This window comes from Variovorax sp. RA8 (assembly GCF_901827175.1).
Classification (GTDB): domain Bacteria; phylum Pseudomonadota; class Gammaproteobacteria; order Burkholderiales; family Burkholderiaceae_C; genus Variovorax.
In genome coordinates this window covers 5,038,575-5,065,517 of record NZ_LR594662.1, presented here as the reverse complement: position 1 = coordinate 5,065,517, position 26,943 = coordinate 5,038,575, and the positions used below count along the sequence as shown (strand labels likewise).

27 protein-coding genes, 1 tRNA gene and 1 rRNA gene are annotated in these 26,943 nt (G+C 65.5%); 21 read left to right on the top strand and 8 right to left on the bottom strand.

The window, feature by feature from the left end:
- Positions 1 to 4: 4 nt before the first annotated feature.
- The 6 genes from lolA (at position 5) to E5P3_RS23875 (ending at position 5,887) form a co-directional block, all read left to right on the top strand.
- Positions 5 to 643 carry an outer membrane lipoprotein chaperone LolA gene (lolA, locus tag E5P3_RS23900; RefSeq protein ID WP_162588216.1) on the top strand — a complete coding sequence of 213 codons (639 nt, stop codon included), beginning with the start codon at positions 5 to 7 and terminating at the stop codon, positions 641 to 643.
- A gap of 67 nt (positions 644 to 710) precedes the next feature.
- Positions 711 to 2,006 (top strand): replication-associated recombination protein A, encoded by a 1,296-nt coding sequence (locus E5P3_RS23895; RefSeq protein WP_162588215.1) that lies wholly within the window; start codon positions 711 to 713, stop codon positions 2,004 to 2,006.
- Between the two features lie 243 nt (positions 2,007 to 2,249).
- Entirely contained in the window at positions 2,250 to 3,179 is a 930-nt protein-coding gene (locus tag E5P3_RS23890; RefSeq protein WP_162588214.1) for a branched-chain amino acid ABC transporter permease, read from the top strand.
- A 13-nt stretch (positions 3,180 to 3,192) separates the two neighbouring features.
- Positions 3,193 to 4,380: a branched-chain amino acid ABC transporter permease gene (locus E5P3_RS23885; RefSeq protein ID WP_174263095.1), complete on the top strand. Its 1,188-nt coding sequence runs from the start codon at positions 3,193 to 3,195 to the stop codon at positions 4,378 to 4,380.
- A 17-nt stretch (positions 4,381 to 4,397) separates the two neighbouring features.
- Positions 4,398 to 5,168, top strand: coding sequence for an ABC transporter ATP-binding protein (locus E5P3_RS23880; RefSeq protein ID WP_162588213.1), 771 nt, complete (start codon positions 4,398 to 4,400; stop codon positions 5,166 to 5,168).
- Positions 5,169 to 5,170: 2 nt separating this feature from the next.
- Positions 5,171 to 5,887, top strand: coding sequence for an ABC transporter ATP-binding protein (locus E5P3_RS23875; protein ID WP_162588212.1), 717 nt, complete (start codon positions 5,171 to 5,173; stop codon positions 5,885 to 5,887).
- Positions 5,888 to 5,909: 22 nt separating this feature from the next.
- Here E5P3_RS23875 and E5P3_RS23870 read toward each other — a convergent pair whose 3' ends face one another.
- Positions 5,910 to 6,887, bottom strand: a complete 978-nt coding sequence (locus tag E5P3_RS23870) for a Bug family tripartite tricarboxylate transporter substrate binding protein (protein WP_162588211.1) — start codon at positions 6,885 to 6,887, stop codon at positions 5,910 to 5,912.
- Positions 6,888 to 6,945: 58 nt separating this feature from the next.
- Positions 6,946 to 8,010, bottom strand: coding sequence for a CDP-6-deoxy-delta-3,4-glucoseen reductase (locus E5P3_RS23865; protein ID WP_162588210.1), 1,065 nt, complete (start codon positions 8,008 to 8,010; stop codon positions 6,946 to 6,948).
- Between the two features lie 40 nt (positions 8,011 to 8,050).
- Between E5P3_RS23865 and E5P3_RS23860 the strand changes: the two genes are divergently transcribed.
- Complete coding sequence (locus E5P3_RS23860; RefSeq protein ID WP_162588209.1) at positions 8,051 to 8,974, top strand: SDR family oxidoreductase; 924 nt, start codon at positions 8,051 to 8,053, stop codon at positions 8,972 to 8,974.
- 217 nt (positions 8,975 to 9,191) lie between these two features.
- Here E5P3_RS23860 and E5P3_RS23855 read toward each other — a convergent pair whose 3' ends face one another.
- Positions 9,192 to 9,542: an alpha/beta hydrolase gene (locus E5P3_RS23855; RefSeq protein ID WP_162588208.1), complete on the bottom strand. Its 351-nt coding sequence runs from the start codon at positions 9,540 to 9,542 to the stop codon at positions 9,192 to 9,194.
- Positions 9,543 to 9,779: 237 nt separating this feature from the next.
- Here E5P3_RS23855 and E5P3_RS23850 point away from each other — a divergent pair, with 237 nt between their 5' ends.
- Positions 9,780 to 10,664, top strand: coding sequence for a S1C family serine protease (locus tag E5P3_RS23850; protein ID WP_162588207.1), 885 nt, complete (start codon positions 9,780 to 9,782; stop codon positions 10,662 to 10,664).
- A complete protein-coding gene (locus tag E5P3_RS23845) occupies positions 10,661 to 11,047 on the top strand; it encodes a response regulator transcription factor (RefSeq protein WP_232073296.1) in 387 nt (128 codons plus the stop codon). Before E5P3_RS23850 ends, E5P3_RS23845 begins: the two co-directional genes overlap by 4 nt.
- 37 nt (positions 11,048 to 11,084) lie before the next feature.
- On the opposite strand, the gene E5P3_RS36180 is transcribed toward E5P3_RS23845, so the two are convergent.
- Together E5P3_RS36180 and E5P3_RS23840 are read right to left on the bottom strand one after the other, a co-directional pair.
- Entirely contained in the window at positions 11,085 to 11,207 is a 123-nt protein-coding gene (locus tag E5P3_RS36180; protein ID WP_269473990.1) for a hypothetical protein, read from the bottom strand.
- Between the two features lie 29 nt (positions 11,208 to 11,236).
- Positions 11,237 to 11,392 (bottom strand): hypothetical protein, encoded by a 156-nt coding sequence (locus E5P3_RS23840; protein WP_157103462.1) that lies wholly within the window; start codon positions 11,390 to 11,392, stop codon positions 11,237 to 11,239.
- 201 nt (positions 11,393 to 11,593) lie between these two features.
- Between E5P3_RS23840 and E5P3_RS23835 the strand changes: the two genes are divergently transcribed.
- The 3 genes from E5P3_RS23835 to E5P3_RS23825 all read left to right on the top strand — a co-directional run bounded on the left by E5P3_RS23835 (position 11,594) and on the right by E5P3_RS23825 (position 14,191).
- Positions 11,594 to 13,054 carry an NAD-dependent succinate-semialdehyde dehydrogenase gene (locus E5P3_RS23835; RefSeq protein WP_162588206.1) on the top strand — a complete coding sequence of 487 codons (1,461 nt, stop codon included), beginning with the start codon at positions 11,594 to 11,596 and terminating at the stop codon, positions 13,052 to 13,054.
- A gap of 185 nt (positions 13,055 to 13,239) precedes the next feature.
- Positions 13,240 to 13,518, top strand: a complete 279-nt coding sequence (locus tag E5P3_RS23830) for a hypothetical protein (RefSeq protein WP_162588205.1) — start codon at positions 13,240 to 13,242, stop codon at positions 13,516 to 13,518.
- Between the two features lie 265 nt (positions 13,519 to 13,783).
- Complete coding sequence (locus tag E5P3_RS23825; RefSeq protein WP_162588204.1) at positions 13,784 to 14,191, top strand: RNA recognition motif domain-containing protein; 408 nt, start codon at positions 13,784 to 13,786, stop codon at positions 14,189 to 14,191.
- Between the two features lie 91 nt (positions 14,192 to 14,282).
- On the opposite strand, the gene E5P3_RS23820 is transcribed toward E5P3_RS23825, so the two are convergent.
- A tRNA-Leu gene (locus E5P3_RS23820) sits at positions 14,283 to 14,367 on the bottom strand.
- Between the two features lie 51 nt (positions 14,368 to 14,418).
- Between E5P3_RS23820 and cysM the strand changes: the two genes are divergently transcribed.
- From cysM to E5P3_RS23800, 4 genes are all read left to right on the top strand, one after another.
- Positions 14,419 to 15,321: a cysteine synthase CysM gene (gene cysM / locus E5P3_RS23815; RefSeq protein WP_162589836.1), complete on the top strand. Its 903-nt coding sequence runs from the start codon at positions 14,419 to 14,421 to the stop codon at positions 15,319 to 15,321.
- A gap of 91 nt (positions 15,322 to 15,412) precedes the next feature.
- Positions 15,413 to 15,979 (top strand): NUDIX hydrolase, encoded by a 567-nt coding sequence (locus tag E5P3_RS23810; protein ID WP_162588203.1) that lies wholly within the window; start codon positions 15,413 to 15,415, stop codon positions 15,977 to 15,979.
- 30 nt (positions 15,980 to 16,009) lie between these two features.
- On the top strand, positions 16,010 to 16,237 hold the full coding sequence (locus E5P3_RS23805) for a sulfurtransferase TusA family protein (protein WP_068678739.1): 228 nt from the start codon (positions 16,010 to 16,012) through the stop codon (positions 16,235 to 16,237).
- Between the two features lie 11 nt (positions 16,238 to 16,248).
- On the top strand, positions 16,249 to 17,367 hold the full coding sequence (locus E5P3_RS23800; RefSeq protein ID WP_162588202.1) for an SGNH/GDSL hydrolase family protein: 1,119 nt from the start codon (positions 16,249 to 16,251) through the stop codon (positions 17,365 to 17,367).
- Here the strand turns inward: E5P3_RS23800 and galU are convergent.
- Both galU and E5P3_RS23790 read right to left on the bottom strand, forming a co-directional pair.
- Positions 17,348 to 18,238 carry a UTP--glucose-1-phosphate uridylyltransferase GalU gene (galU, locus tag E5P3_RS23795; RefSeq protein WP_162588201.1) on the bottom strand — a complete coding sequence of 297 codons (891 nt, stop codon included), beginning with the start codon at positions 18,236 to 18,238 and terminating at the stop codon, positions 17,348 to 17,350. The two genes, E5P3_RS23800 and galU, sit on opposite strands and share 20 nt — an antisense overlap.
- Before the next feature lie 88 nt (positions 18,239 to 18,326).
- Positions 18,327 to 21,197 carry a valine--tRNA ligase gene (locus E5P3_RS23790; protein WP_162588200.1) on the bottom strand — a complete coding sequence of 957 codons (2,871 nt, stop codon included), beginning with the start codon at positions 21,195 to 21,197 and terminating at the stop codon, positions 18,327 to 18,329.
- A 303-nt stretch (positions 21,198 to 21,500) separates the two neighbouring features.
- Here E5P3_RS23790 and yaaA point away from each other — a divergent pair, with 303 nt between their 5' ends.
- The 5 genes from yaaA to E5P3_RS23765 all read left to right on the top strand — a co-directional run bounded on the left by yaaA (position 21,501) and on the right by E5P3_RS23765 (position 26,917).
- On the top strand, positions 21,501 to 22,286 hold the full coding sequence (gene yaaA, locus E5P3_RS23785; protein WP_162588199.1) for a peroxide stress protein YaaA: 786 nt from the start codon (positions 21,501 to 21,503) through the stop codon (positions 22,284 to 22,286).
- Positions 22,283 to 23,125, top strand: coding sequence for a 2OG-Fe(II) oxygenase (locus E5P3_RS23780; protein ID WP_162588198.1), 843 nt, complete (start codon positions 22,283 to 22,285; stop codon positions 23,123 to 23,125). The genes yaaA and E5P3_RS23780 overlap by 4 nt, the downstream gene beginning before the upstream one ends.
- 34 nt (positions 23,126 to 23,159) lie before the next feature.
- On the top strand, positions 23,160 to 24,053 hold the full coding sequence (locus E5P3_RS23775) for an alpha/beta fold hydrolase (RefSeq protein WP_162588197.1): 894 nt from the start codon (positions 23,160 to 23,162) through the stop codon (positions 24,051 to 24,053).
- Positions 24,050 to 24,907 (top strand): NADPH-dependent 7-cyano-7-deazaguanine reductase QueF, encoded by an 858-nt coding sequence (queF, locus tag E5P3_RS23770; RefSeq protein WP_162588196.1) that lies wholly within the window; start codon positions 24,050 to 24,052, stop codon positions 24,905 to 24,907. Before E5P3_RS23775 ends, queF begins: the two co-directional genes overlap by 4 nt.
- Before the next feature lie 475 nt (positions 24,908 to 25,382).
- Positions 25,383 to 26,917 (top strand): 16S ribosomal RNA (locus E5P3_RS23765).
- The last annotated feature ends 26 nt before the right edge of the window (positions 26,918 to 26,943 follow it).

Here is a 26,943-nt window from a genome sequence, read left to right as displayed (position 1 = left end):
AGGGATGCTGTTGAAGAAGATACCGCTTGTCGCCTTTTGCGTGATGGCCGCCGGCGGCGCGTGGGCCGGCGGCATGGAAAGTCTCGAAGCCTTCGTCAAGAACGCGAAATCGGGCCGCGCCGAGTTCACCCAGACGGTGACCGCGCCGCCAAAGGAGGGCCAGCCCTCGCGCGCCAAGGTGTCGAGCGGCACCTTCGAATTCCAGCGGCCTGGCAAGTTCAAGTTCGACTACAAGAAGCCTTTTGCGCAAAGCATCGTGGCCGACGGCGAGACGCTCTGGCTCTACGACGCCGACCTGAACCAGGTCACGCAGCGCAAGCAATCCCAGGCGCTGGGCTCGACCCCGGCGGCGCTGATCGCTTCCGCGCCCGATCTGCGTGCCTTGCATGCCGATTTCACGCTCGAGGGCACCCCCGAACGCGACGGCCTCCAATGGGTCAAGGCCAGCCCGAAGAACAAGGACGGCCAGCTGCAGAACGTGCAGATCGGCTTCCAGGGCGACGCCCTGGCCTCGCTCGAGATTCTCGACAGCTTCGGCCAGAGGTCGGTGCTGAAGTTCAGCAAGGTCGAGGTGAATCCGCCGCTGCCCGCGAGCACTTTCCAGTTCAAGGCGCCGGCCGGTGCCGACGTGATTCGGCAATAGTGCGCTGGCGGCGACGCCGCCTGCCGACCGGAGCGTCGCGCGACGCTTGCGCGACACTACGGCTTCCATGGCTCCGACCTCTCATCAACCCCTGGCCGAGCGCCTGCGCCCCAAGACCCTGGGCGAGGTCATCGGCCAGCGGCACCTGCTCGGCCCGGGCATGCCGTTGCGCATCGCCTTCGAATCGGGCCAGCCGCATTCCTGCATCCTGTGGGGCCCGCCCGGCACCGGCAAGACCACCATCGCGCGGCTGATGGCCGATGCCTTCGATGCGCAGTTCCTCAGCATCAGCGCGGTGCTCGGCGGCGTGAAGGATATCCGCGACGCGGTCGAGCGCGCGACTGCCGCGCGCGACGGCCTGGAGCAGCGCCGCACCATCGTTTTCGTCGACGAGGTGCACCGCTTCAACAAAAGTCAGCAGGACGCCTTCCTGCCCCACGTGGAATCGGGCCTGTTCACCTTCATTGGTGCCACCACCGAGAATCCGTCCTTCGAGGTCAACTCGGCGCTGCTGTCGCGCGCAGCGGTGTATGTGCTGAAGTCGCTGACCGAGGAGGATCTGCGCCAGATCGTCGTCCGGGCACAGGACATCCAGGCCGTGCCCGCCATCGAGCCGAAGGCGGTGGAGCGGCTCGTGGCTTACGCGGACGGCGATGCACGCCGGCTGCTCAACACGCTCGAAACCCTCTCCGTTGCCGCCGCTGCCGAGAAGCGAGACGACATCGGCGACGACTGGCTGGTGCGCGTGCTCGGGGAGCGCATGCGCCGCTACGACAAAGGCGGTGAGCAGTTCTACGACACCATCTCCGCGCTCCACAAGTCGGTGCGCGGAAGCGACCCCGATGCAGCGCTCTACTGGTTCGTGCGCATGCTCGATGGCGGCGCCGACCCGCGCTACATGGCGCGCCGGCTGGTGCGCATGGCCAGCGAGGACATAGGCCTGGCCGATCCGCGCGCGCTGCGACTTGCGCTCGACGCGGCCGAGGTCTACGAGCGCCTGGGCTCGCCCGAGGGTGAGCTGGCGCTAGCCGAGTGCGTGCTCTACCTCGCGATCGCGCCCAAGTCGAATGCGGTCTACCAGGCCTACAACGAGGTCCGTGCCTTCATCCAGCAGGACGGAACGCGCCCCGTGCCGCTGCATCTGCGCAACGCGCCGACGCGGCTCATGAAGCAGCTCGACTACGGCAAGGGCTATCGCTACGCGCACGACGAGGAAGGCGGCTTCGCGGCCGGCGAGCGCTACCTGCCCGACGGCATGGAGCCTCGGGAGCCCTTCTACCGGCCGGTGGAGCGCGGACTCGAGATCCGCATCGGCGAGAAACTACGAGATTTGCGCAAGCGCAACGAAGACGCGGGCCGTTGATACGCGGTGTATCGCAGCTGATACGGGCTTGACTCCGAGACGCCGCGAATTCCCCGCGCCAGCGGGAAAACCCCGGGCGCCGTGCACAAAAATGGCGATCCGGCGTGACTACAATCCCGGCCACAAACCCGCCGTCGATACATGCTGGCGGGTTTTTTGCTAAGCGAAGCCAGGGCGCCGAACCGGTGCACCTGGTACGTCGGGCGCCAACCAAGGGCGTCTTATTACAAAAAGGGATTCTCTATGGACATCTTGCTGCAGCAGATCATCAACGGTCTGGTTCTCGGCAGCATGTACGCCTTGATAGCCTTGGGCTACACCATGGTGTACGGCATCATCAACCTCATCAACTTCGCGCACGGCGAAGTCCTCATGGTCGGGGCGCTGACCAGCTGGACCATCATCGGCTGGATGCAGACCGCGATGCCCGGCACCCCCGGCTGGATCATCCTCATCCTCGCGCTCATCATCGCCTGCGTGGTCGCCGCCACGCTCAACTTCACGATCGAGAAGGTGGCCTATCGGCCGCTGCGCAACAGCCCCAAGCTGGCGCCGTTGATCACCGCCATCGGCATGTCGATCCTGCTGCAGACACTGGCGATGATCATCTGGAAGCCCACCAATAAGGCCTACCCCAATCTGCTGTCCACCACGCCGATTCACGTCGGCGGCGCCGTCATCTCGCCGACGCAGGTCATGATTCTCAGCGTGACTGCCTTCTGCCTGGTTGTACTGATGTGGCTGGTCAACTACACCAAGCTTGGCCGCGCGATGCGCGCCACCGCGGAGAATCCGCGCGTTGCGGCTCTGATGGGCATCCGGCCCGACATGGTCATCTCGGCCACCTTCATCATCGGCGCCGTGCTGGCGGCAGTGGCGGGCGTGATGTATGCCTCGAACTACGGCATTGCGCAGCATGCGATGGGCTTCATCCCCGGCCTCAAGGCTTTCACCGCGGCGGTATTCGGGGGCATCGGCAACCTCGCCGGCGCAGTGGTCGGCGGCATCCTGCTGGGGCTGATAGAAGCCATCGGCTCGGGCTACATCGGCGCGCTCACCGGCGACGTGCTGGGCAGCCACTACAGCGACATCTTCGCTTTCGTCGTGCTGATCATCATGCTCACGCTGCGGCCCTCGGGCCTGCTCGGCGAGCGGGTAGCGGATCGGGCCTGAGGGAGGGCGCGCCATGAAAGACATGAAAAAAATCGTCTACATCGCGATCGCGGCCGTCGGCCTGCTGGTGCTGCCGCTGTTGCTGCAGAGCCAGGGCAACGCCTGGGTCCGTATCGCCGACATCGCGCTGCTTTACGTGCTGCTGGCACTGGGCCTGAACATCGTGGTCGGCTACGCCGGCCTGCTGGACCTGGGCTACGTGGCCTTCTTCGCGATCGGCGCCTACCTCTTCGCGCTGCTCGGCTCGCCGCACCTGACGGACACCTTCCCGGCGATGAAGGCCATGTTCCCCAACGGCCTGCACAGCTCGCTGCTACTCGTGATCCCCGCGGCCTTCGGGCTTGCCGCCCTGTTCGGCGTGCTGCTCGGCGCACCTACGCTGAAGCTGCGCGGGGACTACCTCGCGATCGTGACGCTGGGCTTCGGCGAGATCATCCGCGTGTTCCTCAACAACCTGGACCATCCCTTCAACCTCACGAACGGGCCCAAGGGCATTACCGCCATCGACCCGGTGCATTTCTGGGGCCTCAACCTGGGCAGGCCGCTCAAGCTCGGCGACTACACGATCTCCTCGGTCTCGCTGTACTACTACCTGTTCCTCGCGCTGGTTCTCATCACCATCCTGATCTCGCACCGGCTGCAGCTCTCGCGCATCGGACGCGCCTGGATGGCGATCCGCGAGGATGAGATCGCCGCCAAGGCCATGGGCATCAACACCCGCAACATGAAGCTGCTGGCCTTCGGCATGGGCGCCAGCTTCGGCGGCGTCTCGGGCGCCATGTTCGCGGCCTTCCAGGGCTTCGTCTCGCCCGAGTCCTTCAGCCTCATGGAGTCGGTGATGATCGTCGCCATGGTGGTGCTGGGCGGCATCGGCCACCTGCCGGGCGTGATCCTGGGCGCGGTGCTGCTGGCCGCCTTGCCCGAGGTGCTGCGCTATGTGGCCGGGCCGCTTCAGGCCATGACCGACGGACGCCTGGACGCTTCGATCCTGCGCCAGCTCTTCATCGCGCTGGCGATGATCGTCATCATGCTGGTACGTCCCCGCGGCCTCTGGCCCTCGCCGGAACACGGCAAGTCGCTGCAGCGCAAGGGCGGTGCGCCCGCGACGGCATCCGGCATGCCCGGCGCCGCGCCAGGCGTCGAGACGCCCGCCGACGAACTGCCCGGTGGTGCCTCGCGCCCCATGTCCATCAATCCGTGAACGCGGGGAGCACCAGCATGACTGACACCGTCCTCGATGTCCGCGGCATCTCCAAGCGCTTCGGCGGCCTGCAGGCCCTGTCCGACGTGGGAATCAAGATCACCCGCGGCCAGGTCTACGGGCTGATCGGCCCCAATGGCGCCGGCAAGACCACCTTCTTCAACGTCATCACCGGCCTGTACACGCCGGACAGCGGCAGCTTCGAGCTGGGCGGCAAGCCCTACCAGCCCACCGCCGTGCACGAAGTCGCCAAGGCCGGCATCGCGCGCACGTTCCAGAACATCCGCCTGTTCTCGGAAATGACCGCGCTGGAGAACGTGATGGTCGGCCGCCACGTACGCACGCACTCGGGCGTGCTGGGCGCGATGTTCCGCACCGGCCGCTTCAAGGCCGAGGAGGAGGCGATCGCCAAGCGCGCGCATGAACTGCTCGACTACGTGGGCATCGGCAAGTACGCCGACTACAAGGCGCGCACGCTGAGCTATGGCGACCAGCGCCGACTCGAGATCGCCCGTGCGCTCGCCACCGACCCGCAGCTGATCGCGCTCGACGAGCCCGCGGCCGGCATGAACGCCACCGAGAAGGTGCTGCTGCGCGAGCTGATCGACCGCATCCGCAAGGACGACCGCACCATCCTGCTGATCGAGCACGACGTGAAGCTGGTGATGGGCCTGTGCGACCGCGTGACGGTGCTCGACTACGGCAAGCAGATCGCCGAAGGCACGCCGGCGGACGTTCAGAGAAACGAGAAAGTGATCGAGGCCTACCTCGGCACGGGAGGACATTGAAAATGGCGCAAACGCTTTTGAAAGTGAGCGGCCTGAAGGTCGCCTACGGCGGCATCCAGGCGGTGAAGGGCATCGATTTCGAGGTGCGAGAGGGCGAGCTGGTCTCGCTGATCGGCTCCAACGGCGCCGGCAAGACCACCACCATGAAAGCCATCACCGGAACCTTGCCCTTCGTCGCGGGCAACATCGAGTTCCTCGGCAAGAGCATCAAGGGCCGCGGCGCCTGGGATCTGGTGGGCGAAGGCCTGGTGATGGTGCCCGAGGGGCGCGGCGTGTTCACGCGCATGACCATCACCGAGAACCTGCAGATCGGCGCCTACATCCGCAAGGACAAGGCCGAGATCGCCAAGGACATCGACCGCGTGTTCGCCACCTTCCCGCGTTTGAAGGAGCGCGCCACGCAGCTGGCCGGCACGATGTCCGGCGGCGAGCAGCAGATGCTCGCGATGGGCCGCGCATTGATGGCGCGCCCCAAGGTGCTGCTGCTCGACGAGCCCTCGATGGGCCTATCGCCGATCATGGTCGACAAGATCTTCGAGGTGGTGAAGCAGGTCTACGACCAGGGCGTCACCGTGCTCCTGGTGGAGCAGAACGCCAGCCGCGCGCTGCAGCTGGCCGATCGCGGCTACGTGATGGAGTCGGGGCTGATCACCATGAGCGGGGATGCCAAGGTGATGCTGAGCGACCCGAAGGTGCGCGCCGCGTATCTAGGGGAGTAGTAGCGCTCCCCCAGCCTGCGGATCAATCGACCTTTGCGCCGGTGGCCTTGACCACCTTCTCGTATTTCGCGAGCTCGCTTTTCATGAACGCGCCGAACTGATCCGGCGTGTTCGCGACCGGCTCGGCCAGCAGCGAGGCGAAGCGGGTCCTGGTCTCGGGCGCGTTGAGTGCCGTAACGAAGGCGCGGTTGAGCTTGTCCAGCACGGGCGTCGGCGTGCCTGCCGGCGCCACCAGGCCCCACCAGGTGTCGATGGCGAAGCCCTTGAGCGTGCTGGCGACTGTCGGCACCTCGGGCAGCGCGCTGCTGCGCTCGGCGGTGGTCACCGCGATCGCCTTCAGTTTGCCCGAGCGGATGTTCGGCGCGGCGGTCGCGAGGTTGTCGAAATTGAAGTCCACCTGGCCCGACAGCAGGGCGAGTTGCGCCGGGTTGCCGCCGTTGTAGGGAATGTGCACGGCGAAGATGCCGGCTTCCTTCTTGAACATCTCGCCCGCTAGGTGGCCGGCGCTGCCGTTGCCGCCGCTGCCGTAGTTGAGCTTGCCGGGGTTGGCCTTGGCGTAGGCGATCAGGTCGCGCAGGTTGTTGACTTTCAGGCGCTGCGCGGTTTCCGCGTTCATCACCAGCACGTTGGGCACCCGCACCATCTGCGTGATGGGCGCGAAGGCGGTGGCGGCGTCGAAGGGCATCTTGCTGTAGAGCCAGGGATTGACCGCGTTGGTCGCGGTCGCCGCGATGCCGATCGTGAGCCCGTCGGGTGCGGCCTTCGCCACCGCGTCGGCGCCGATGTTGCCGCCGGCGCCCGGCTTGTTGTCGATGATGACGGGCCCCAGCGTGTCCTTGACCCTTTCGGCCAGCACGCGGGCCGTGACGTCGATCGGACCGCCGGCGGCGTAGGGGACGACGAGGCGGATCGGGTGTTGCGCCGACTGGGCCGAGGCGTGGGTGGTGGCAAGGAGGGCCGTGGAAGCGAGGAGGGTGAGGAGGAAGTCTCTGGTTTTCATAGGCCCGATTGTGCGTGGACGCGAAGCGACGAGGCCTCGGTATTACTCCCTCTCCCGTTCAAGGCAGCGCTTTGTCTGCCTCCGTCGTGAACGCATCCGCGAAGAACTCGTCCTCCGGCAGGCCTCGCTGCGCCACGTAGTCCCGCTTCGCGGACTCGACCACGATGGGGGCGCCGCAGGCATATACCTGGTGGGCGGACAGGTCCGCGAAGTCCTCCATCACCGCCAGATGCACGAAGCCGGTCCGTCCGCGCCAGTCGTCGTCCGGTACCGCATTTGAGACCACCGGAACATAGCTCAGGTTCGGCATTGCCTCCATCGCCGACCGTACCCAGTCGTCCATGTACAGGTCTTCGGGCCGCCGCCCGCCCCAGTACAGCACGGCGGGCCGATCGATGGCCTTGAACTTCATGTGCTCCAGCAGCGCCTTGATCGGTGCGAAGCCGGTGCCCGAGGCCAGCAGGATCATCGGCTTGTCGGAGTCCTCGCGCAGGAAGAAGCTGCCGTAGGGCCCTTCGATGCGCAAGATCTCCTTCTCCTTCATCGCGCCGAACACGTGGTCCGTGAACTTGCCCCCCGGCAGGTGCCGGATATGCAATTCGATGCCGGTGCCCGGCTCGCTCAGCGTGTGCGGCGCGTTGGCCATCGAATAGCTGCGCCGCGTACCGTCGCGCAGGATGAACTCGACATACTGGCCCGCATGAAACTGCAGCGGCTCGCCTGCCGGCAGCTGCAGGCGCAGCATCACCACGTCGTGCGACTTCTTCACGATGGACTGCACGCGCACTGGCATCTTGCGGATCGGGAAGGCATTGGCGTCGGTGACCTGGCGCGACTCCAGCACTACGTCGCTGTGTGCCGTCGCGCAGCAGGTCAGCACGTAGCCCGCCGCCTCTTCCTCCGCGCTCAGCGCCTTGCTCTGATGCATGCGCAGCGTGATCTCGCCCGAGAGCTTCTTGCACTTGCAGGAACCGCAGGCCCCGTCCTTGCAGCCATAGGGCAGGCCGATGCCTTGGCGGATACCTGCCGCGAGAATGGTTTCGTCGGCGTGCGCGGTGAAACGCCGTCCGCTTGGCTCGACCGTGATGTGAAAGCCCGCCTCGTGCGGCGCTGCGCTTGTCATGGGTATTCTTCGTCTCTTGTTCAGCAAAAGGAAATCGATTTTGCCCGCATTCAACAGCCCGTTCGGCAGCAGGCCTACCCGCTTCCGGCGCGAGCGCGTGCTCGTGGTCGGCTGCGGCGATGTCGGCCTGCGTGCGGCACGCGCCCTGCGCGGCCGCGTGCGCCTGATCGCGCTGACCTCCTCGCCCGACCGGGTGGTCGCGCTGCGGAAGGCCGGCCTCACGCCGATCGTGGCCGATCTCGACCGGCCCGCCACCTTGCGCCGCCTCTCGGGGCTGGCCACGCGCGTGCTGCACCTCGCACCACCCGCGCGCGCGGAAGGCGCGCGCGGGTGGCGCGACGACCGCACCGCCGCGCTGGTGCGCGCACTGCGCCTGCGCACGCCGCCGGCCGCCCTCGTTTATGGCTCGACCAGCGGCGTCTATGGCGACTGCGGCGGCGCGCGCATCGACGAGACGCGCGCCGTGCGGCCCGGCACACCCCGCGCGCACCGCCGCGTCGATGCCGAACGCGCCGTGCGCTGGCTGGGCCGCACCGGCGTCGCGACGCGCATCCTGCGCATTCCGGGCATCTATGCGCCGGATCGCGAAGGCGGCACCCCGCGCGAGCGGCTGCACAAGCGCACGCCGGTTCTGCGCACGGAGGACGATGTCTACACCAATCACATCCACGCCGACGACCTGGCGCGCGTCTGCGTGACGGCGCTCTGGCGCGGCGGCCCGCAGCGCGTGTTCCATGCGAGCGACGACAGCGAGCTCAAGATCGGCGACTACATCGACCTCGCAGCCGACCTCTACGGCCTGCCGCGGCCGCCTCGCATTGCACGCGAGGAAGCCCAGGCGCAACTGCCTTTGTCGCAGATGAGCTTCATGAGCGAGTCGCGCCGGCTGGACAACAAGCGGCTCAAGCGGGAGCTGCGCGTACGCTTGCGGCATCCGACCGTTGCCACAGGGTTGCTGCCCTGACCGGTTCGGGCACCCTGCCAGTCGCGCAGCTGTCCGTCTACTTCTTCCTCCGTGGGGTTGACGCGCGAACGCGGCGCCAGTGAAGCGGGCACCGGCGCGGTAGTCTGAGCGCCCGCGATGCGCCCGTGACCCTGCCGCAGGACCACGGTAGCACGCCACCTAAAAAAAACGGGCCATGAGGCCCGTCTTCTTCCTTTCGTTTTTACTTGTCGACCGGTCAGAGTCCGGCTTGACGCGTGAACGACACCTTCGGCTTTTTGTACGCGGCGGGGACTTCGTCGCGATAGAAGGCGCGTCGGTCGAGGCTCCCGAACGGATCGTGAGCCTTGGCAACGGCGCCGGCACGCACTTGAGAGCGATCGGCCTTGGATTCGAAGGTCTGTACGCCGGCGCTGGCTCCCTCGGCATAGACGTTGCCGGCGCGGGCGGTGGCAACCGCTTGCGTGGCGACTTCGCTGCGGCTGGCCGAGGAGGTCAGCGGATGCACGCCTTCGTACGTTTCCGCTTGCGCCGCGGCGACGGCCAGGAACGAAAGAGCGGCAGTGGCGATAAGTTTCGAGGCTTTCATTTCGGGTCCTTCAGATGGGTTGTCGATGAAGATTAGTTTGAGACCAACGACTCCCGAAAAAGCGCGGCGCTTTGAACCGCGGTGTTCGCAGCCTGGAAACAATCGAGGCTCCGCCCAGCAGCCCGCATGACGCCTGCGAAGCGCGCGCAAGCGCTCTGGCAGGGCGGCCTGCCCAACCGGGCAGTAGGCGCGCGGCGGCGGCCTTTCGACAATGCAGAGGCCATTCAAGGAGTTGCGATGTCGAATGTTTTCTCCCCATCCCCGCTCGATCTAATGTCGACTGCGATGGCCGATGCGGTGAGCGCCGCCGCGCCCGGCGTGCTCGCCATCCAGACGCGCCACGCGCGCGCCAGCGGATTCGTCTGGCGGCCGGGATGGGTCGTGAGTTCCGAGGAAGGACTGCCGGAAGACGAGGAGGCCGAGCTTGTGCTGTCCGGCGGCGCGACGGTTTCGGCCAAGGTGGCTGGGCGCGATCCCACCACCGATGTGCTGCTGCTGCACTGCGAAGGCGTGACGGCGCCGCCGGTGGTCTTCGATGCCGCGCCGCTGCGTGCCGGCGAGATGGTGTTCGCGCTCGGCGCACGCGAAGGCCTGCCGCTGGTGGCGGGCGGGCTGGTCTCGCTGGCCGGGCCGGGGTGGCGCAGCCTGCGCGGCGGCGAGATCGACGCGCGCATCGAGCTCGACTTGCGGCTGCGGCTCGGCGCGGAGGGAGGCATCGTGCTCAACGCGAAGGGCCAAGCGGCGGGCATGGCGGTGTTCGGTCCGCGACGGCGCGTGCTGATCATTCCCGCGGCTACGATCGAGCGCGTTGCCGCGCAGCTCATGGCGCATGGCCGCATGCCGCGCGGCTACCTCGGGCTGAGCCTGCAGCCGGTGCGGGTGGACGCCAGCAGTGTCGGTGCGATGGTGATGGGCGTGGCGGAGCAGGGGCCCGGCGCCGCGGCCGGGATTCGCCAGGGCGATGTCATCGTGGCGATGAACGGACACCCGATTCGCAGCGTACCCCTGCTGCTGCGCGCCCTGGGTCCGGCGAGCGTGGGGACCGTGCTCACGCTGTTGCTGCGGCGCGCCGGCGAGGCGGTGGAGGCGCGGCTCACGGTGGGGGAGAAGCCGGCGGATTGACTGCGATCCACAATGGCGCGATGAAGCCGATCGTGGTTGCCCTCGAGATCGAGGACGAGGCCTTGTCGCAGCGCCTCATTGCCGCGTTGGCCGCGGCGCCTGACATCCGTGTGGCCGAACGTGGCGAAGCGGCCGACGTGGCCCTGGTGCTGCCCGAGGCCGCGCAGCGCGACGAGGCGACGGACTCGACCCTGACCCAGCGCGAGCTGGAAGTGCTGGCGCTGGTTGCCGAGGGCGCATCGAACAAGCTCATTGCGCGCCGCCTCGGCATCTCCGTGCACACCGCCAAGTTCCATGTGGGCTCGCTGATCGACAAGCTCGACGCGACCGGACGTGCCGCTGCCGTCGCGCAGGCAGCGCGGCTCGGCGTTCTCCATCTTTAGGCGAAGCGTCGGCGAGGCGGTACTGGCGACGACCAGCTCAGTCCTGGCGCAGCGGACAGAAGGGACGTCCTTCGACGGCCGCCCAGATGCAGGCGCGTATGCACGCGATCACGAGGCGCGCATCCTGCGCCCGTGGAACGGTCCTCATGACGATGAGCATGCTTTGTTCTCCCTGAGGCTGATGCGTGTTCACGCCGCCCAATGCGAATAGTGGAGCACGACGTAGCCGAGCGAATGCCAGAAGCAGGCTTCCGCATGGCTGCGGGTGAGGATGCGAGAGCCGTGCAGGCCGAGGCATTCGTAGCCGCGTCCATCGCCCGCCGAGTCCAGGATGATCTTGTCCATGACGTGCCTCCAATGCTGCATGTATAGGCGCGACCGGTGCCGACAGCCAGCGGCCGGCGACGCGGCGACTCGTCGGTTCGGGGGCGCAGCGCGTGTCCGCCGCATCCGGCCAGAGGGCGTCGGCATTCGCTGACAGGGCGGCGAGGGGCCTCGACATCCGGGTCGCCGCGATGCAAGCTTGCGGCAGGAGGCACTCATCCCATGCTGAACTTGAAAGATCCCACTCTCCTGCGCCAGGAGGTTTTTCTTGCGGGCGAATGGATCGATGCGGACACGCGCGAAGCCATTCCAGTAACCAATCCGGCTACCGGCGAGCAGATCGGCACCGTGCCGATGTGCGGTACAGAAGAAACGCGGCGCGCCATCGCCGCGGCCGAGCCCGCGCAGCGCGACTGGGCGCGGCGGCCGGCGAAGGAGCGCACCGCAATCCTGCGCAAGCTCAACGACCTGATGCTCGCCAACCAGGAAGATCTGGCGCTCATCATGACTGCCGAGCAAGGCAAGCCGCTGGCCGAGAGCAAGGGCGAGATCGCCTATGCGGCTTCGTTCATCGAATGGTTTGCTGACGAGGCGCGACGCGTCTATGGCGACACCATTCCCGCGCCCTCGGCCGACCGCCGCATCCTCGCGCTCAAGCAGCCCATCGGCGTGACGGCCGCGATCACGCCCTGGAACTTCCCCACCGCGATGCTCACGCGCAAGGCAGGGCCGGCATTGGCTGCGGGCTGCGCGATGGTGGTCAAGCCTGCCACGCAGACCCCGTTCTCGGCGCTGGCCTTTGCGGAACTCGCCCAGCGCGCGGGGCTGCCCAAGGGCCTGTTGTCGGTTCTGACGGGCTCGGCCGCGAAGATCGGCGGTGAGATGACGCGCAATCCCACGGTGCGCAAGCTCACGTTCACCGGATCCACCGAGGTCGGGCGCATGCTGATGAGGCAGTCTGCCGACACCATCAAGAAGCTTTCGCTCGAGCTCGGCGGCAACGCACCCTTCATCGTGTTCGACGATGCCGATATCGATGCCGCAGTCGAGGGCGCGATGGTCTCGAAGTACCGCAACACCGGCCAGACCTGCGTGTGCGCCAACCGAATCTATGTCCAGAAAAGCGTGCTGGCGGCCTTCACCGACAAGCTGGTGGCCAAAGTGCGCTCTCTGAAGGTGGGCAACGGCGCGGAGCCGGGCGTCACCCAGGGGCCGCTGATCGACGAAAAGGCAGTGGCGAAGATCGAGGAGCATGTGGCCGACGCCCTGGCCAAGGGGGGCAAGGTGCTCACCGGCGGCAGGCGCCATGCGCTGGGCGGCCGCTTCTACGAGCCCACCGTGGTGGCCGGCGCCACCAGGGACATGCTGGTCGCGCACGAGGAGACCTTTGGCCCGCTGGCGCCCGTCTTCGCCTTCGACACCGAGGCCGAGGCCATTGCGCTGGCCAACGACACTGAGTTCGGGCTGGCCTCGTACTTCTACAGCCGGGACATCGGCCGCATCATGCGCGTGGCCGAGCAGCTCGACTCGGGCATGGTGGGGGTGAACACCGGGCTGATCTCGACCGCCGAGGCGCCTTTCGGGGGCGTCAAGCAGTCGGGATTGGGACGCGAGGGCTCGAAGTATGGGCTGGACGAGTTTCTCGAGATCAAGTACGTCTGTCTGGCAGGGCTGGACACCTAGGCCATCGGGGAATGTATGTAGTGGCCAAGGCGGAGTAACTCTTTTGGGGGATGGCGAGGTGCAGACAATCGACAAAACTGAGAACTAATTCATGACGATTGATTCGCAAGAGCCTTGCACCTACAGCGCCGGCCGGGCGACTGCAGCTACAAAGAGTTCCTGCTGGCTTGTGATGGAGGATCCCGATGTTCAGTTTTTTCCAACCCAACCGAAACGGCCATCTGCGGCGCGTCATGGCGCTGCTCGAGGAAGCCCACTTGGCGCGTATTGAGCACCAGGCGGCCGCCGAGCATCACGGCGCCCTGGCCCGCATGTATTCCGAGCGTGCGAAGCGCCTGGAGCGCGAGCTCTACGGCTCGGCCCAGATTCCGATCGGGGACGCATCGGGCAAGGGCCAGGATGAGAAGGCCGTGCTTTACGCACTGGATGCCAACCGACGGCTGGAGGCGCAGGCAAAGGCCTGAGAAAGGCGTGGATCCGGCCGGCGCCGCATGAGCGCAAGGCGAGCTGAGAGACCCGCCGATGAAGGCGCCTCGGAGAACTAGGCGTTTCCCTCCATAGGAATCTTGACCGCAATCACCAGAAGTGCGCGACAATGCCGGGGCGTCGCTTTAGTTCGCTTTGGCTTCGCGTTGGGTAATCGGTTCAGTTTCGCGCCACTGCGCATCCTTGCTTGTTGTGACTCTGGGACTCCATCGATTGTTTTTTTGGTTTGATTAGGAGTCCTCCATGGGCAAGAAACTTTACGTAGGCAACCTCGCCTATTCCGTCCGCGACAACCATCTGGAACAGGCGTTCGCCGCCTACGGTTCCGTTGCCAGCGCCAAGGTCATGATGGAACGCGACAGCGGTCGCTCCAAGGGCTTCGGCTTCGTCGAAATGGGCACTGATTCGGAAGCGCTCGCAGCCATCGAGGGCCTGAACGGCCAGTCGCTGGAAGGCCGCGCCCTGACCGTCAACGAGGCCCGTCCGATGGAGCCCCGCTCGCCCGGCGGCTTCGGCGGCGGTGGCGGCGGCCGTAGCGGTGGCGGCGGCTACGGTGGCGGTGGCGGCGGTGGCGGCTACGGTGGTGGCGGTGGTGGCGGCCGCAGCGGTGGCGGTGGTGGCTACGGCGGCGGTGGCCGCGGCGGCTACTGAGCGCCTATCGGCATCAGTACAAAAGGCTCCCTCGGGAGCCTTTTTTTTTGCGTTCCTGGAGCAAGCGATGTAAGCAGCGCCGCCTTGTCGATGGTGCCCGGGGCCGGAATCGAACCGGCACGCCTTGCGGCGGGGGATTTTGAGTCCCCTGCGTCTACCAATTTCACCACCCGGGCAGGGGAAGGAAGAGAGCTCAAAATTATGGCACAGTGCCTGCCATGGCAAATGTGAACTACCCGACGATCGAGGACGCGATCGGCAAGACGCCGCTGGTCGCGCTGCAGCGCATCGATGCAGCGGACAACGCGAAGCGCGGCAACGTGATCCTGGGCAAGCTGGAAGGCAACAACCCCGCCGGGTCGGTCAAGGACCGGCCGGCGCTCTCGATGATCAAGCGTGCCGAGGAGCGCGGCGAGATCAAGCCCGGGGACACGCTGATCGAGGCTACCTCAGGCAACACCGGCATTGCGCTCGCGATGGCCGCGGCCGTCAAGGGCTATCGCATGGTGCTGATCATGCCCGAAGACCTCTCGGTCGAGCGAGCCCAGACCATGAAGGCTTTCGGCGCCGAGCTGGTGCTCACGCCCAAGAGCGGTGGCATGGAGTACGCGCGCGATCTGGCCGAGCAGATGGTGGCGCAGGGCAAGGGCCGGGTGCTCGACCAGTTCGCCAACCCCGACAATCCGCGCATCCATTACGAGACCACCGGCCCCGAGATCTGGGCCGACACCGGGGGACGCATCACGCACTTCGTGAGCGCGATGGGCACCACCGGCACCATCACCGGCGTCTCGCATTTCCTGAAGGAGAAGAACGCCGCGGTGCGCATTATCGGCGCGCAGCCCGAGGAGGGCTCACGCATCCCGGGCATCCGCAAGTGGCCCGAGGAGTACCTGCCCAAGATCTACGAGCCCAGCCGCGTCGATCAACTGGTCAACGTGAGCCAGGATGACGCCGAGGAGATGTGCCGTCGGCTGGCGCGCGAGGAGGGCATCTTCGCGGGCATCTCGTCGGCCGGGGCGCTATGGGTGGCGCTCGAGATCGCGAAGAAGGTAGATAACGCGACGATCGTCTTCGTAGTCTGCGACCGCGGCGATCGCTATCTCTCCACCGGCGTCTTTCCGGCATGAGCCGCACAGCCGCTCCGAAGGCGAAGGTGGCCCCGATGAGGCGTACGGCCATTCCCAAGGCGAATACCGCAGTGCGAAGCGCCGAGACCTCATGAGCGCAACGACCGATCCCAAGTTCTGCTCGGCTTGCGCCACGGCCCTCGCACGCATCGAGCTGGCCGAGGACGGAGGTCCCAAATCGCGCCTGCGCTGCCCGGCCTGCGGGTGGACCCACTGGAACAACCCGACGCCGGTGCTGGCCGCGATCATCGAATACCGCGGCCAGGTGCTTCTGGCGCGCAACGCCGCTTGGGCGCACAAGATGTATGCGCTGATCACCGGCTTCATGGAGGCTGGCGAGACGCCGCAGGAAGGCATCGCACGCGAGATCAAGGAAGAGACCAACCTCGACACCAGCGCGCTTGATCTGGTCGGCGTGTACGACTTCCAGCGCATGAACCAGGTGATCATCGCCTACCACGCGGTGGCTGACGGCGAGGTGCGGCTTTCGCCCGAACTGGTGGACTACCGGCTGTACGACCTGGCCGCCTTGCGTTGCTGGCCGGCGGGCACCGGCTACGCGCTGGCCGATTGGCTGCGCACGCGCGGGCACGAGCCGCAGTTCGTCGAATGGCCGAGGCCCCTGACGCCCGCGCCCGACGCGACGGCTGCCTCCTAGAATTCCGGCAGCCCGGCAGAAGGAACACCCATGGACATCCACAAAGAAATCGACACGCGCGGACTCAACTGCCCACTGCCCATCCTGAAGGCGAAGAAGTCGCTCAACGAGATGCAGAGCGGGCAACTGCTCAAGGTGATCTCCACCGACCCCGGCTCGATGCGCGATTTTCAGGCCTTCGCCCGGCAGACCGGCAACGACCTCGTCGACCAGCAGACGGTGGGGGACGACTTCATCCACGTCCTGCGTCGCCGCTGAGCAGGCCCGCCGTGAAGCGCAGCGCACGCTTCGCCGCCGGCGGCCTGGCGTTGGCCCTGGCAGCCGGGGCGCTCGTTCTGGTCTTGTGGAGCGATGGCATGCCGCACAACACGCCTGCGCGCTCAGCCGCGGCATCCGACGCGATTCCGCTCGCTGTGCTGGGAGATTCCAACAGCCACTCCTACCAGGACAAGGCCTGGTTTCCCGCCGACAGTACCGAGCGCGGCGGCGCCTTTCGGTCGCGCACCTTCCAATGGACCGAGATTCTGGCGCGCCTGCGCGGCCAACAGCTCGATCCCGGCCCCTGGGTGCGCTGGGGCCGGCCTGGGGTGATCGCGCTGGCGCGCGAATGGATGGGCCTGCCGGGCGGCCGTGCGCCGCGCAAGGAGGACTATCTCTATAACTTCGCCAACTCCGGCGCCGCCTGCAAGAACCTGATGCAAGGGCGCTTCCGGCAGGTGCCGCGGCTGGTCGCGCTGATGGACGAGGAGCCCGAGCGCTGGAGGCGCGGCGTGGTAGTGATCCGCATCGGCCTCAACAACTGGGCCGGCCTGATGGACCTGCAGGCGACCGATCCTGGTGCGCCCGAGTTGCGCGAGGTCATGGCCTACTGCGCCGGCGAGATCGGTGCGGCGGTCAGGCGGATCCACGCTTCGCACCCGGCCACCCGCATCCTGCTCGTGGGCATCGGCAACGAGGTGGACGATCCCGCGAACTTCGACCGGTGGCAGTCGGCAAAGGAGTCTCGCAATATCGCAGCCGCGCTCGATGCCTTCAATGCTTCCATCCGTCGGCTGACCGAGGGCGATGCCCGCCTGGCCTATTTCGACGACGTGGCCTGGTTCCGGGCCCATTGGGGCTCGCGCAATGCCGAGGGCAAGCCGGACTACAAGACGGTAGAGATCGGCCCTGTGCTGCGTGTGACGAACACCATCGGCGATGATCCGCACAACTCCGTCCTCGCGGACCTGCATCCGGGTCTCGTATGGAACGCCCTGTGGGCACAGGCGCTGGTGGCTCGCCTGCGCGAAGCCTTCGATCTGCCGCTCGCGCCGATCGAGGACGAGGATCTGCGCCGCTTCCTCGAGCCGCTGATCGCGGCTGCGCCTGCTAGAGCTCCAGGGTCTTGAGGTAGGCGCGGAACTGGGCGCCGACTTCCGGGTGCGCGAGCGCGAGTTCGACGGTGGCTTGAAGGAAGCCCTCCTTGCTGCCGCAGTCGTAGCGCACGCCCTGGTATGAGTAGGCGTAGACGGCTTCCTTCTTCATCAGCGAGGCGATGCCGTCCGTCAGCTGGATCTCGCCGCCGGCGCCCTTGGGCTGGCTGCGAATTTCGTCGAATACGCCGGGCGTCAGGATGTACCGGCCCGCTACGCCGAGCCGCGAGGGCGCATCCTCGGGCTTGGGCTTCTCGACCATGCGATTGACCTTGACCAGGCCTTCCTCGACCGTGTCGCCGGCCACGATGCCGTAGCGCTTGACCTGCTCCAGCGGCACCTCCTGCACCGCCAGCACGGAGCCGCCGAGCCGGGCGAAGGCCCGCGTCATCTGCGCCAGCACGGGCTCCCCCCCCTCGGGGCCGACCATCAGGTCGTCTGCCAGCAGCACAGCGAAAGGTTCGTCGCCGACCAGGTGCTCGGCGCACAGCACGGCGTGGCCCAGGCCCAGCATGCGTGGCTGGCGCACGTACGAGCAGGTCATGTCGTCCGGCATCACCGACTGGGCGATCCTGAGAAGTTCCAGCTTGTTGCTGGCCTCGAGTTGGCTCTCCAACTCGTAGGCGGTGTCGTAGTGGTCCTCGATCGCGCGCTTGTTTCGGCCGGTCACGAAGATCATGTCGCGGATGCCGGCAGCGTAGGCCTCCTCGACGGCGTACTGGATCAGCGGCTTGTCCACCACCGGCAGCATTTCTTTCGGTTGTGCCTTGGTAGCCGGCAGGAATCGAGTGCCGAAGCCGGCGACGGGGAACACGGCCTTGCGGATGCGCTTGGTGGAAGTGGACATGGGCTTAGCGTCTGGTCGGTGAATCTGAGGAGGGCAGCGCTCGGCGGCGCCAGGCTCGAATACTAAAGCTCTCCGTCTCCAGCATGTGTCAGCCGAGGCGCACAAGCTGGTCGCGCAGCCGCCCCAGGGTGGCGCTGAAGTCCGCCAGTCGCTTGCGCTCCTGCTCGATCACCGCGGGCGGCGCCTTGGCGACGAAGGCTTCGTTGCCGAGCTTGGCATTGACCTTGGCGATCTCGCCCTCGATGCGGGCGATTTCCTTGCCGATGCGGGCTCTTTCCGCGGCCTTGTCGATCTCCATGTGCAGGCACAGCCGCACATCGCCCACCACCGCGACCGGGGCCGCCTCGGCCGCTGCGGCCCAGCTCGCCTCGTCGTCGAAGACCTTGACTTCTTTGAGCTTCGCCAGCGCCTGCAGCACCGGCGCGGCCTCGCGCACGAAGGCGTTGCCATCCGCGGTGTCGGCCACGGCATAGAGCGGCAGGCGCATGGCGGGCGAGACGTTCATCTCGCCGCGCAGCGTGCGGCAAGCGTCGACCAGCAATTTGAGCCGTGCAACATGAGCCTCGGCGGACTCGTCGATCTTCTCGGGTTGGCTCTGCGGATAGGGCGCGATCATCACCGACTCGCCATGGCGGCCGGCCACCGGCGCCACCTTTTGCCAGAGCTCCTCGGTGATGAAAGGGATCAGCGGATGCGCCAGGCGCAGCAGCGCCTCGAGCGTGCGGATCAGCGTGCGGCGGGTGGCGCGCTGCTGGGCGGGCTCGCCCTGCTGGATCTGGACCTTGGCGATCTCGAGATACCAGTCGCAGAACTCGTCCCATGCGAACTGATAGATCGCGTTGGCCACGTTGTCGAGCCGGTATTCCTCGAAGCCCTTGGCAACCTCGGCCTCGACGCGCTGCAGCTGCGAGGCGATCCAGCGATCGGCCTGGCTGAACTTGAGGTAGCCGTGCGCCGGACCTCCCGGAGCACATTCTTCCTTGGTGTGCTCGCGCAGGCCGCAGTCCTGGCCCTCGCAGTTCATCAGAGCGAAGCGCGTCGCGTTCCACAGCTTGTTGCAGAAGTTGCGATAGCCTTCGCAGCGCTTGGGGTCGAAGTTGATGTTGCGGCCCAGCGAGGCGAGCGAGGCGAAGGTGAAACGCAGCGCGTCGGCGCCGAAGGCGGGGATGCCGTGGGGGAATTCCTTCTGCGTGTTCTTGCGCACGGCCGGCGCGGTCTCTGGGCGGCGCAGGCCCTGAGTGCGCTTCTCCAGCAGCTCGGGCAGGGCAATGCCGTCGATGAGGTCCACCGGGTCGAGCACATTGCCCTCGGACTTGCTCATCTTGTGGCCGTGCGAATCGCGCACCAGCCCGTGAATGTAGACATGCCTGAAGGGCACGCGGCCGGTGAAGTGCTTCGTCATCATGATCATCCGGGCGACCCAGAAGAAGATGATGTCGTAGCCGGTGACCAGGACGCTGGAGGGGAGGTACAGGTTGTAGTCCTGCGTCTTCTCGGGCCAACCGAGCGAGGAGAAAGGCACCAGGGCCGAGGAGTACCAGGTATCGAGCACGTCCTCGTCGCGCACCAGTGTCTTGCCGGGCGCCTGGGCCTGGGCCTCGGCTTCGCTGCGCGCGACGTACAGCTTGCCGTCGGTGTCGTACCACGCCGGGATCTGGTGGCCCCACCAGAGCTGGCGCGAGATGGTCCAGTCCTGGATGTTCGCCATCCAGTGGTTGTAGGTATTGACCCAGTTCTCGGGCACGAAGCTCACCTCTCCCGAGCGCACCGCGTCGATGGCCTTCTGCGCGATCGACTGCCCGTTGGCGTCAGGCTTGGTCATGGCGACGAACCACTGGTCGGTCAGCATCGGCTCGACCACGGCGCCGGTGCGCGCGCAGCGCGGGACCATGAGCTTGTGCTTCTTGGTCTCGACCAGCAGGCCCAGGGCCTCGAGATCGGCCACCACCGACTTGCGGGCATCGAAGCGATCGAGGCCGCGGTACTTTTCGGGCGCGTTGTCGTTGATGGTGGCGTCCAGCGTCAGCACGCCGATGACGGGCAGGCCATGGCGCTGGCCGACTGCATAGTCATTGTGATCGTGCGCGGGCGTGACCTTGACGACGCCGGTGCCGAATTCCTTGTCGACATAGCTGTCGGCGATCACCGGGATCAGGCGGTCGACCAGCGGCAGCTTTACCTTGCGGCCGATCAGCGCCTTGTATCGCTCGTCTTCCGGGTGGACCATCACGGCAACGTCGCCCAGCATGGTTTCAGGGCGTGTGGTCGCGACGGTCAGCGATCCGGCGCCGTCCTCGAGCGGGTAGGCGATATGCCAGAGGAAGCCGTCCTCCTCCTCGCTCTCGACCTCGAGGTCGCTCACCGCGGTCTTGAGCACCGGGTCCCAGTTGACCAGCCGTTTGCCACGGTAGATCAGGCCTTCCTCGTAAAGCCGCACGAAGGTGTCGGTGACCACCGTCGAGTGCCTTTCGTCCATCGTGAAGTACTCGCGGGTCCAGTCCACCGTGTCGCCCAGGCGGCGCATCTGGTTGGTGATGGTGTTGCCCGACTTCTGCTTCCACTCCCACACGCGTGCCACGAAGTTCTTGCGGCCCAGATCGTGGCGGCTGATCTTCTGCTCCTGCAGCTGGCGCTCGACCACGATCTGGGTCGCGATGCCCGCGTGGTCGGTGCCCGGCACCCACAGCGTGTTGTCGCCCTTCATGCGGTGGTAGCGCGTGAGGCTGTCCATGATCGTCTGGTTGAACGCATGGCCCATGTGCAGCGTGCCGGTCACGTTCGGCGGCGGCAGTTGGATCGCGAAGGACGCTGCGCCTTCCTTGGGCTGCCCCGTACCGCGTACGCCTGCTCTCGCGTAGCCGCGCCGCTCCCACTCGGGGCCCCAGTGCGCCTCGAGGGCGGCGGGTTCGAAGGATTTGGACAGGCTCTCGAGGCCGGGCTGGGACAAGGTGTCGCTCATGGGGTGCAAAGACGAGAACGGCATCCCGCAGGATGCCGTTCGGGTGGGTTGGGGAAGCCACGGATTTTATTCGAGCCCGGCCAGCGGCGGGGGTGAGCGCGCCTGCGCGTAGTTGACCGGGCTCCAGACGTAACGGTTGCCTTGCGCGCGATCCAGGCACGGGCGGCAAGAATGAGAGCGCGGTTATGAGAGCGCGGTTCGTAGATTGCCTTCACAGCGGATCTCCTCGGAGGTGCAATTTTGCGCAGGGCGGACCTAACCCCCTCGCGCCGCCTCGCTTTGGCACCGCGGGATAATTCGCGGATGCTGTTTTTGCTCTCCCCGGCCAAGTCGCTCGATTACGAAACCCCCGTGGCCGGCACCCTCCCTGCCACCCAGCCGCACTTCGAGGGGCCCCGAGGCCCCGCGGCAGAACTCATCAAGATCCTGCGCGAGAAGTCGCCGCAGCAAGTTGCCGAGCTCATGCGCCTGTCCGACAAGCTCTCGGCGCTCAACGTGATGCGCTACGCGGCCTGGGCGTCCAAGGGCACGGCCCACAACGCGAAGCAAGCGGCCCTGGCCTTCGATGGCGATGTCTACGGGGGCCTCGACGCGAAGACGCTGAGCGCTGCGCAGCTCGGATGGGCGCAGGAGCATGTCTGCATCCTGAGCGGTCTCTATGGTGTGCTGCGTCCGCTGGACCGGCTCCAGCCGTATCGGCTCGAGATGGGCACGCAGCTGGCCAACAGGCACGGAAAGGATCTCTACGCCTTCTGGAACTCGCGCATTGCCGTCTACATCAACCAGCGGCTGGCGGCGGATCGCACGCCGGTGGTGATCAACCTGGCGTCGCAGGAATACTTCAGGTCGGTCGACCTGAAAGTGCTGAAGGCGCGCGTGGTGGAGTGCGTGTTCGAGGAATGGAAGAACGGCAAGTACAAGGTCATCAGCTTCTTCGCCAAGCGGGCCCGCGGCCTGATGGCGCGCTGGGCCGTGCTGCACAAGGCCTCCACGCCTAGGGCGCTGGAGAAGTTCGATCTCGAAGGATATGTCTTCGACGCCAAGGCTTCGGCGCCGGAGCGTTTCGTGTTTCGAAGGAGATCAGCGTGACGAGTCAAGCCATCAGTCCCGAATTGCGGGAATGGGTTGTCACCCAGCTCGCTGCTGGGCATTCCATCCCCAGCTTGCGCGCCTCCATGCGCGATGCGGGCTGGCATGCCGATGCGGCGGACGCGGCCCTCGCAGAGGTCGAGGCGCAGGCTGCAGGGCTCGCGACCACCGCTGTTGCGCGGACCGCTATGCCGGGGCCGGATCTGTCTAACGCGCCGCTGTACATCGACGCGGGCGATCGCCGCGTGCAGGTGCTCCAGACGCTGCGCCATCCGCGTGTCGTCGTGTTCGGCGATCTGCTCTCGGACGACGAATGCGAGGGCCTGATCCAGACGGCGCGGCGGCGGCTCGCGCGGTCCCTCACCGTGGAGACTCAGACAGGCGGCGAGGCACTCAATGTCGATCGCACCAGCGACGGCATGTTCTTCGAGCGCGGGGAGAACTCTCTCGTTGCGCGCCTGGAGCAGCGCATCGCGCTGCTTCTGCGTTGGCCGCTTGAGTTCGGCGAGGGGCTGCAGGTCCTGCGCTACTCGCCGGGCGCTCAATACCGGCCGCACTACGACTATTTCGACCCTGGCGAGCCCGGCACGCCCACCATACTGCGCCGCGGCGGCCAGCGCGTGGCCACGCTTGTCATGTACCTGCAGGAGCCCGGACTCGGCGGTGCGACGACCTTTCCCGATGTGGGCCTCGAAGTCGCGCCCAAGCGCGGCACCGGCGTCTTCTTTAGTTACGAGCGGCCCGATCCGGCAACGCACACCCTGCATGGGGGAGCCCCGGTGCTGGCGGGTGAGAAATGGGTGGCGACCAAGTGGTTGCGCGAGCGCGAGTTCCGCTAGGCACTGCGCCTGCCTTCAAGAGGCTGACCACATCATGAAACTCGCGGCCAACGGCATCCGGATCGAAGTGGAGGACAGCGGTGGCGAAGGACGGCCGGTGGTGCTGCTGATCATGGGCCTGGGCATGCAGCTCATCGCCTGGCCCGACGAATTCGTGCGGGCTCTGATCGACGCCGGTTTCCGGGTCGTGCGACACGACAACCGGGATATTGGCCTGAGCCAGGGCTTCGACCATGCTGGCGCGGGCAACTTGGTCTGGCAGAGCGTCCGGCATCGCATGGGCCTGCCGGTGCGCTCAGTCTATTCGTTGCAGGACATGGCTGATGATGCGCTCGGGGTCCTCGATGTGCTGGGCATTCGGCGCGCGCATGTGGTGGGCGCTTCGATGGGCGGCATGATCGCACAGCGCTTGGCTGTCGCCGCGCCGCAGCGTGCCGCAAGCCTGGTCAGCATCATGAGCTCGAGCGGGGCGCGGAACCTGCCGGGGCCGCGACCCGACGTCGCTGCGGCGCTGATGCGTCGGCCGGCCAGCCGGACTGAGGCCGCGCTGTTGGCGCACAGTCTGCGCGTGGCCCGGCTCATCGCCAGCCCCGCATATCCCCAGGATGAGCGGACCTTGACCGAGCGCATCACTCGCGGTCTGCGCCGTGCCTACCGGCCCGCTGGCATCGTGCGGCAGATGCTGGCGATCGGCGCCGACAGCGGTCGCCATGCCTTGCTGGGGCGAATCTCCAGCCCCACGCTGGTCCTGCACGGCGATGCCGATCCGCTGGTGCCCATCGCTTGCGGCCACGATACGGCGCGCCGGATTTCGGGCGCGCGCTTCGTCTCGGTGCCCGGCATGGGCCATGACCTGCCGCCGCTGGTGTGCGACATCCTGCTGCAGCACATCATTCCCTTTATGCAAACAGCCGAGAAGCGCGCATGAGCCTCGACAACACACCTGAACAATCGCAGCTGGGGCAAGCCTCGGCCTATGTCGATCGCTACGACCCCGGGCTTCTGTTTCCGATTCCCCGCGCCACGCAGCGAGAAGCCATGGGCATCGCGAATCAGCCGCTGCCCTTCTTTGGCGCGGATCTTTGGACGGCCTTCGAGCTGAGCTGGCTCAATCCCCGCGGCAAGCCGCAGCTGGCGATCGCGCATTTCACGGTGCCTTGCGAGACGCCCAACATCATCGAGAGCAAGTCCTTCAAGCTCTATCTCAACAGCTTCAACAGCACGGTGTTTGTGGACTTCGACGCAGTGCGCGAGCGCCTGCGCATCGATCTGCGTGAGGCGTTATGGCGAGGGAGCGATCGAGCGGCCGGCATCGGAGTGAAGCTGCTGGCGCCCGATGCGTTCGGTCGCGAACAGATGCATGAGCTTGATGGTCTTGATCTCGATCGGCTTGATATCGAGTGCACGCACTACCGGCCTGCGCCGGAGTTGCTGTCGAGCGATGCGAAGCAGGGACTCGTGACGGAAACGCTCTGCAGCCGCCTTCTCAAGAGCAACTGCCTGGTGACCGGGCAGCCAGACTGGGGCAGCGTCCAAGTCCGCTACAGCGGCCCGCCAATCGACCAAGCAGGCCTGCTGGCCTACATCGTGAGCTTTCGCGCCCACAACGAATTTCATGAGCCCTGCGCCGAGCGCATGTTCTTGGACATTTGGCGCCGCTGCCAACCAACGAAACTGGCTGTTTATGCACGCTACACCCGGCGCGGTGGGCTGGACATCAACCCATTTCGCGCTAGCTGGCCGCAGGCCTTGCCGCCGAACACCAGGACGGCGCGCCAGTAGGACGGGCTGTTCAGAGCCCAATGCTGGACGGAATCGAAAAAGTTGAGCGCGATTGCGGACTGGTCAAAATCCGTGTCATAATCGAAGGCTCCGCTGAGGATGTTCTGGTCGCTGAAGCCTGATGGGCTTTGATGGCTGGTTTGGGCGGGAAGAGGGGTTTTGGTTGGGGCTGTGTTGACCGAGTGGTTGATGGGTTCTTAAAAAAACTTCAAAAAGTTTGGCGGTTCTTCAAAAATCGTGTGATAATCTAAGGCTTCGCTGATCGCAGCGAAGTGGGCAAGGAGGGCGAGAGAGTTGCCTGACTTGTGGGGATCATTAAAAACATACAGCCGATAAGCGTGGGCGTTTGAGGCGAATGGCCAAGTTCTTCGGAACGAAGCCTTTCAGGCTTTAAATGCTCATGAGAATAGAAGTGAAGTTCACTTCAATTCCGTTTTTATGAGTTTGTCTCGCGAGAGACGTTAAATTCAAGATCGAACTATAGAGTTTGATCCTGGCTCAGATTGAACGCTGGCGGCATGCCTTACACATGCAAGTCGAACGGCAGCACGGGAGCAATCCTGGTGGCGAGTGGCGAACGGGTGAGTAATACATCGGAACGTGCCCAATCGTGGGGGATAACGCAGCGAAAGCTGTGCTAATACCGCATGAGATCTACGGATGAAAGCAGGGGACCGCAAGGCCTTGCGCGAATGGAGCGGCCGATGGCAGATTAGGTAGTTGGTGAGGTAAAGGCTCACCAAGCCTGCGATCTGTAGCTGGTCTGAGAGGACGACCAGCCACACTGGGACTGAGACACGGCCCAGACTCCTACGGGAGGCAGCAGTGGGGAATTTTGGACAATGGGCGCAAGCCTGATCCAGCCATGCCGCGTGCAGGATGAAGGCCTTCGGGTTGTAAACTGCTTTTGTACGGAACGAAAAGGCTTTCTCTAATAAAGAGGGCTCATGACGGTACCGTAAGAATAAGCACCGGCTAACTACGTGCCAGCAGCCGCGGTAATACGTAGGGTGCAAGCGTTAATCGGAATTACTGGGCGTAAAGCGTGCGCAGGCGGTGATGTAAGACAGTTGTGAAATCCCCGGGCTCAACCTGGGAACTGCATCTGTGACTGCATTGCTGGAGTGCGGCAGAGGGGGATGGAATTCCGCGTGTAGCAGTGAAATGCGTAGATATGCGGAGGAACACCGATGGCGAAGGCAATCCCCTGGGCCTGCACTGACGCTCATGCACGAAAGCGTGGGGAGCAAACAGGATTAGATACCCTGGTAGTCCACGCCCTAAACGATGTCAACTGGTTGTTGGGTCTTCACTGACTCAGTAACGAAGCTAACGCGTGAAGTTGACCGCCTGGGGAGTACGGCCGCAAGGTTGAAACTCAAAGGAATTGACGGGGACCCGCACAAGCGGTGGATGATGTGGTTTAATTCGATGCAACGCGAAAAACCTTACCCACCTTTGACATGTACGGAATTTGCCAGAGATGGCTTAGTGCTCGAAAGAGAACCGTAACACAGGTGCTGCATGGCTGTCGTCAGCTCGTGTCGTGAGATGTTGGGTTAAGTCCCGCAACGAGCGCAACCCTTGTCATTAGTTGCTACATTTAGTTGGGCACTCTAATGAGACTGCCGGTGACAAACCGGAGGAAGGTGGGGATGACGTCAAGTCCTCATGGCCCTTATAGGTGGGGCTACACACGTCATACAATGGCTGGTACAAAGGGTTGCCAACCCGCGAGGGGGAGCTAATCCCATAAAGCCAGTCGTAGTCCGGATCGCAGTCTGCAACTCGACTGCGTGAAGTCGGAATCGCTAGTAATCGTGGATCAGAATGTCACGGTGAATACGTTCCCGGGTCTTGTACACACCGCCCGTCACACCATGGGAGCGGGTTCTGCCAGAAGTAGTTAGCCTAACCGCAAGGAGGGCGATTACCACGGCAGGGTTCGTGACTGGGGTGAAGTCGTAACAAGGTAGCCGTATCGGAAGGTGCGGCTGGATCACCTCCTTTCTGGAAACAATGCCGTTCAAATTGAA

Excerpts from the sequence above, each read along its gene's own strand:
- lolA (WP_162588216.1), top strand. The coding sequence starts at position 5 with ATGCTGTTGAAGAAGATACCGCTTGTCGCCTTTTGCGTGATGGCCGCC.
- E5P3_RS23895 (WP_162588215.1), top strand. The coding sequence starts at position 711 with ATGGCTCCGACCTCTCATCAACCCCTGGCCGAGCGCCTGCGCCCCAAG.
- E5P3_RS23890 (WP_162588214.1), top strand. The coding sequence starts at position 2,250 with ATGGACATCTTGCTGCAGCAGATCATCAACGGTCTGGTTCTCGGCAGC.
- E5P3_RS23885 (WP_174263095.1), top strand. The coding sequence starts at position 3,193 with ATGAAAGACATGAAAAAAATCGTCTACATCGCGATCGCGGCCGTCGGC.
- E5P3_RS23880 (WP_162588213.1), top strand. The coding sequence starts at position 4,398 with ATGACTGACACCGTCCTCGATGTCCGCGGCATCTCCAAGCGCTTCGGC.
- E5P3_RS23875 (WP_162588212.1), top strand. The coding sequence starts at position 5,171 with ATGGCGCAAACGCTTTTGAAAGTGAGCGGCCTGAAGGTCGCCTACGGC.
- E5P3_RS23870 (WP_162588211.1), bottom strand. The coding sequence starts at position 6,887 with ATGAAAACCAGAGACTTCCTCCTCACCCTCCTCGCTTCCACGGCCCTC.
- E5P3_RS23865 (WP_162588210.1), bottom strand. The coding sequence starts at position 8,010 with ATGACAAGCGCAGCGCCGCACGAGGCGGGCTTTCACATCACGGTCGAG.
- E5P3_RS23855 (WP_162588208.1), bottom strand. The coding sequence starts at position 9,542 with ATGAAAGCCTCGAAACTTATCGCCACTGCCGCTCTTTCGTTCCTGGCC.
- E5P3_RS23850 (WP_162588207.1), top strand. The coding sequence starts at position 9,780 with ATGTCGAATGTTTTCTCCCCATCCCCGCTCGATCTAATGTCGACTGCG.
- E5P3_RS36180 (WP_269473990.1), bottom strand. The coding sequence starts at position 11,207 with ATGCTCATCGTCATGAGGACCGTTCCACGGGCGCAGGATGCGCGCCTC.
- E5P3_RS23840 (WP_157103462.1), bottom strand. The coding sequence starts at position 11,392 with ATGGACAAGATCATCCTGGACTCGGCGGGCGATGGACGCGGCTACGAA.
- E5P3_RS23835 (WP_162588206.1), top strand. The coding sequence starts at position 11,594 with ATGCTGAACTTGAAAGATCCCACTCTCCTGCGCCAGGAGGTTTTTCTT.
- E5P3_RS23830 (WP_162588205.1), top strand. The coding sequence starts at position 13,240 with ATGTTCAGTTTTTTCCAACCCAACCGAAACGGCCATCTGCGGCGCGTC.
- E5P3_RS23825 (WP_162588204.1), top strand. The coding sequence starts at position 13,784 with ATGGGCAAGAAACTTTACGTAGGCAACCTCGCCTATTCCGTCCGCGAC.
- E5P3_RS23810 (WP_162588203.1), top strand. The coding sequence starts at position 15,413 with ATGAGCGCAACGACCGATCCCAAGTTCTGCTCGGCTTGCGCCACGGCC.
- E5P3_RS23805 (WP_068678739.1), top strand. The coding sequence starts at position 16,010 with ATGGACATCCACAAAGAAATCGACACGCGCGGACTCAACTGCCCACTG.
- galU (WP_162588201.1), bottom strand. The coding sequence starts at position 18,238 with ATGTCCACTTCCACCAAGCGCATCCGCAAGGCCGTGTTCCCCGTCGCC.
- E5P3_RS23790 (WP_162588200.1), bottom strand. The coding sequence starts at position 21,197 with ATGAGCGACACCTTGTCCCAGCCCGGCCTCGAGAGCCTGTCCAAATCC.
- yaaA (WP_162588199.1), top strand. The coding sequence starts at position 21,501 with ATGCTGTTTTTGCTCTCCCCGGCCAAGTCGCTCGATTACGAAACCCCC.
- E5P3_RS23775 (WP_162588197.1), top strand. The coding sequence starts at position 23,160 with ATGAAACTCGCGGCCAACGGCATCCGGATCGAAGTGGAGGACAGCGGT.
- queF (WP_162588196.1), top strand. The coding sequence starts at position 24,050 with ATGAGCCTCGACAACACACCTGAACAATCGCAGCTGGGGCAAGCCTCG.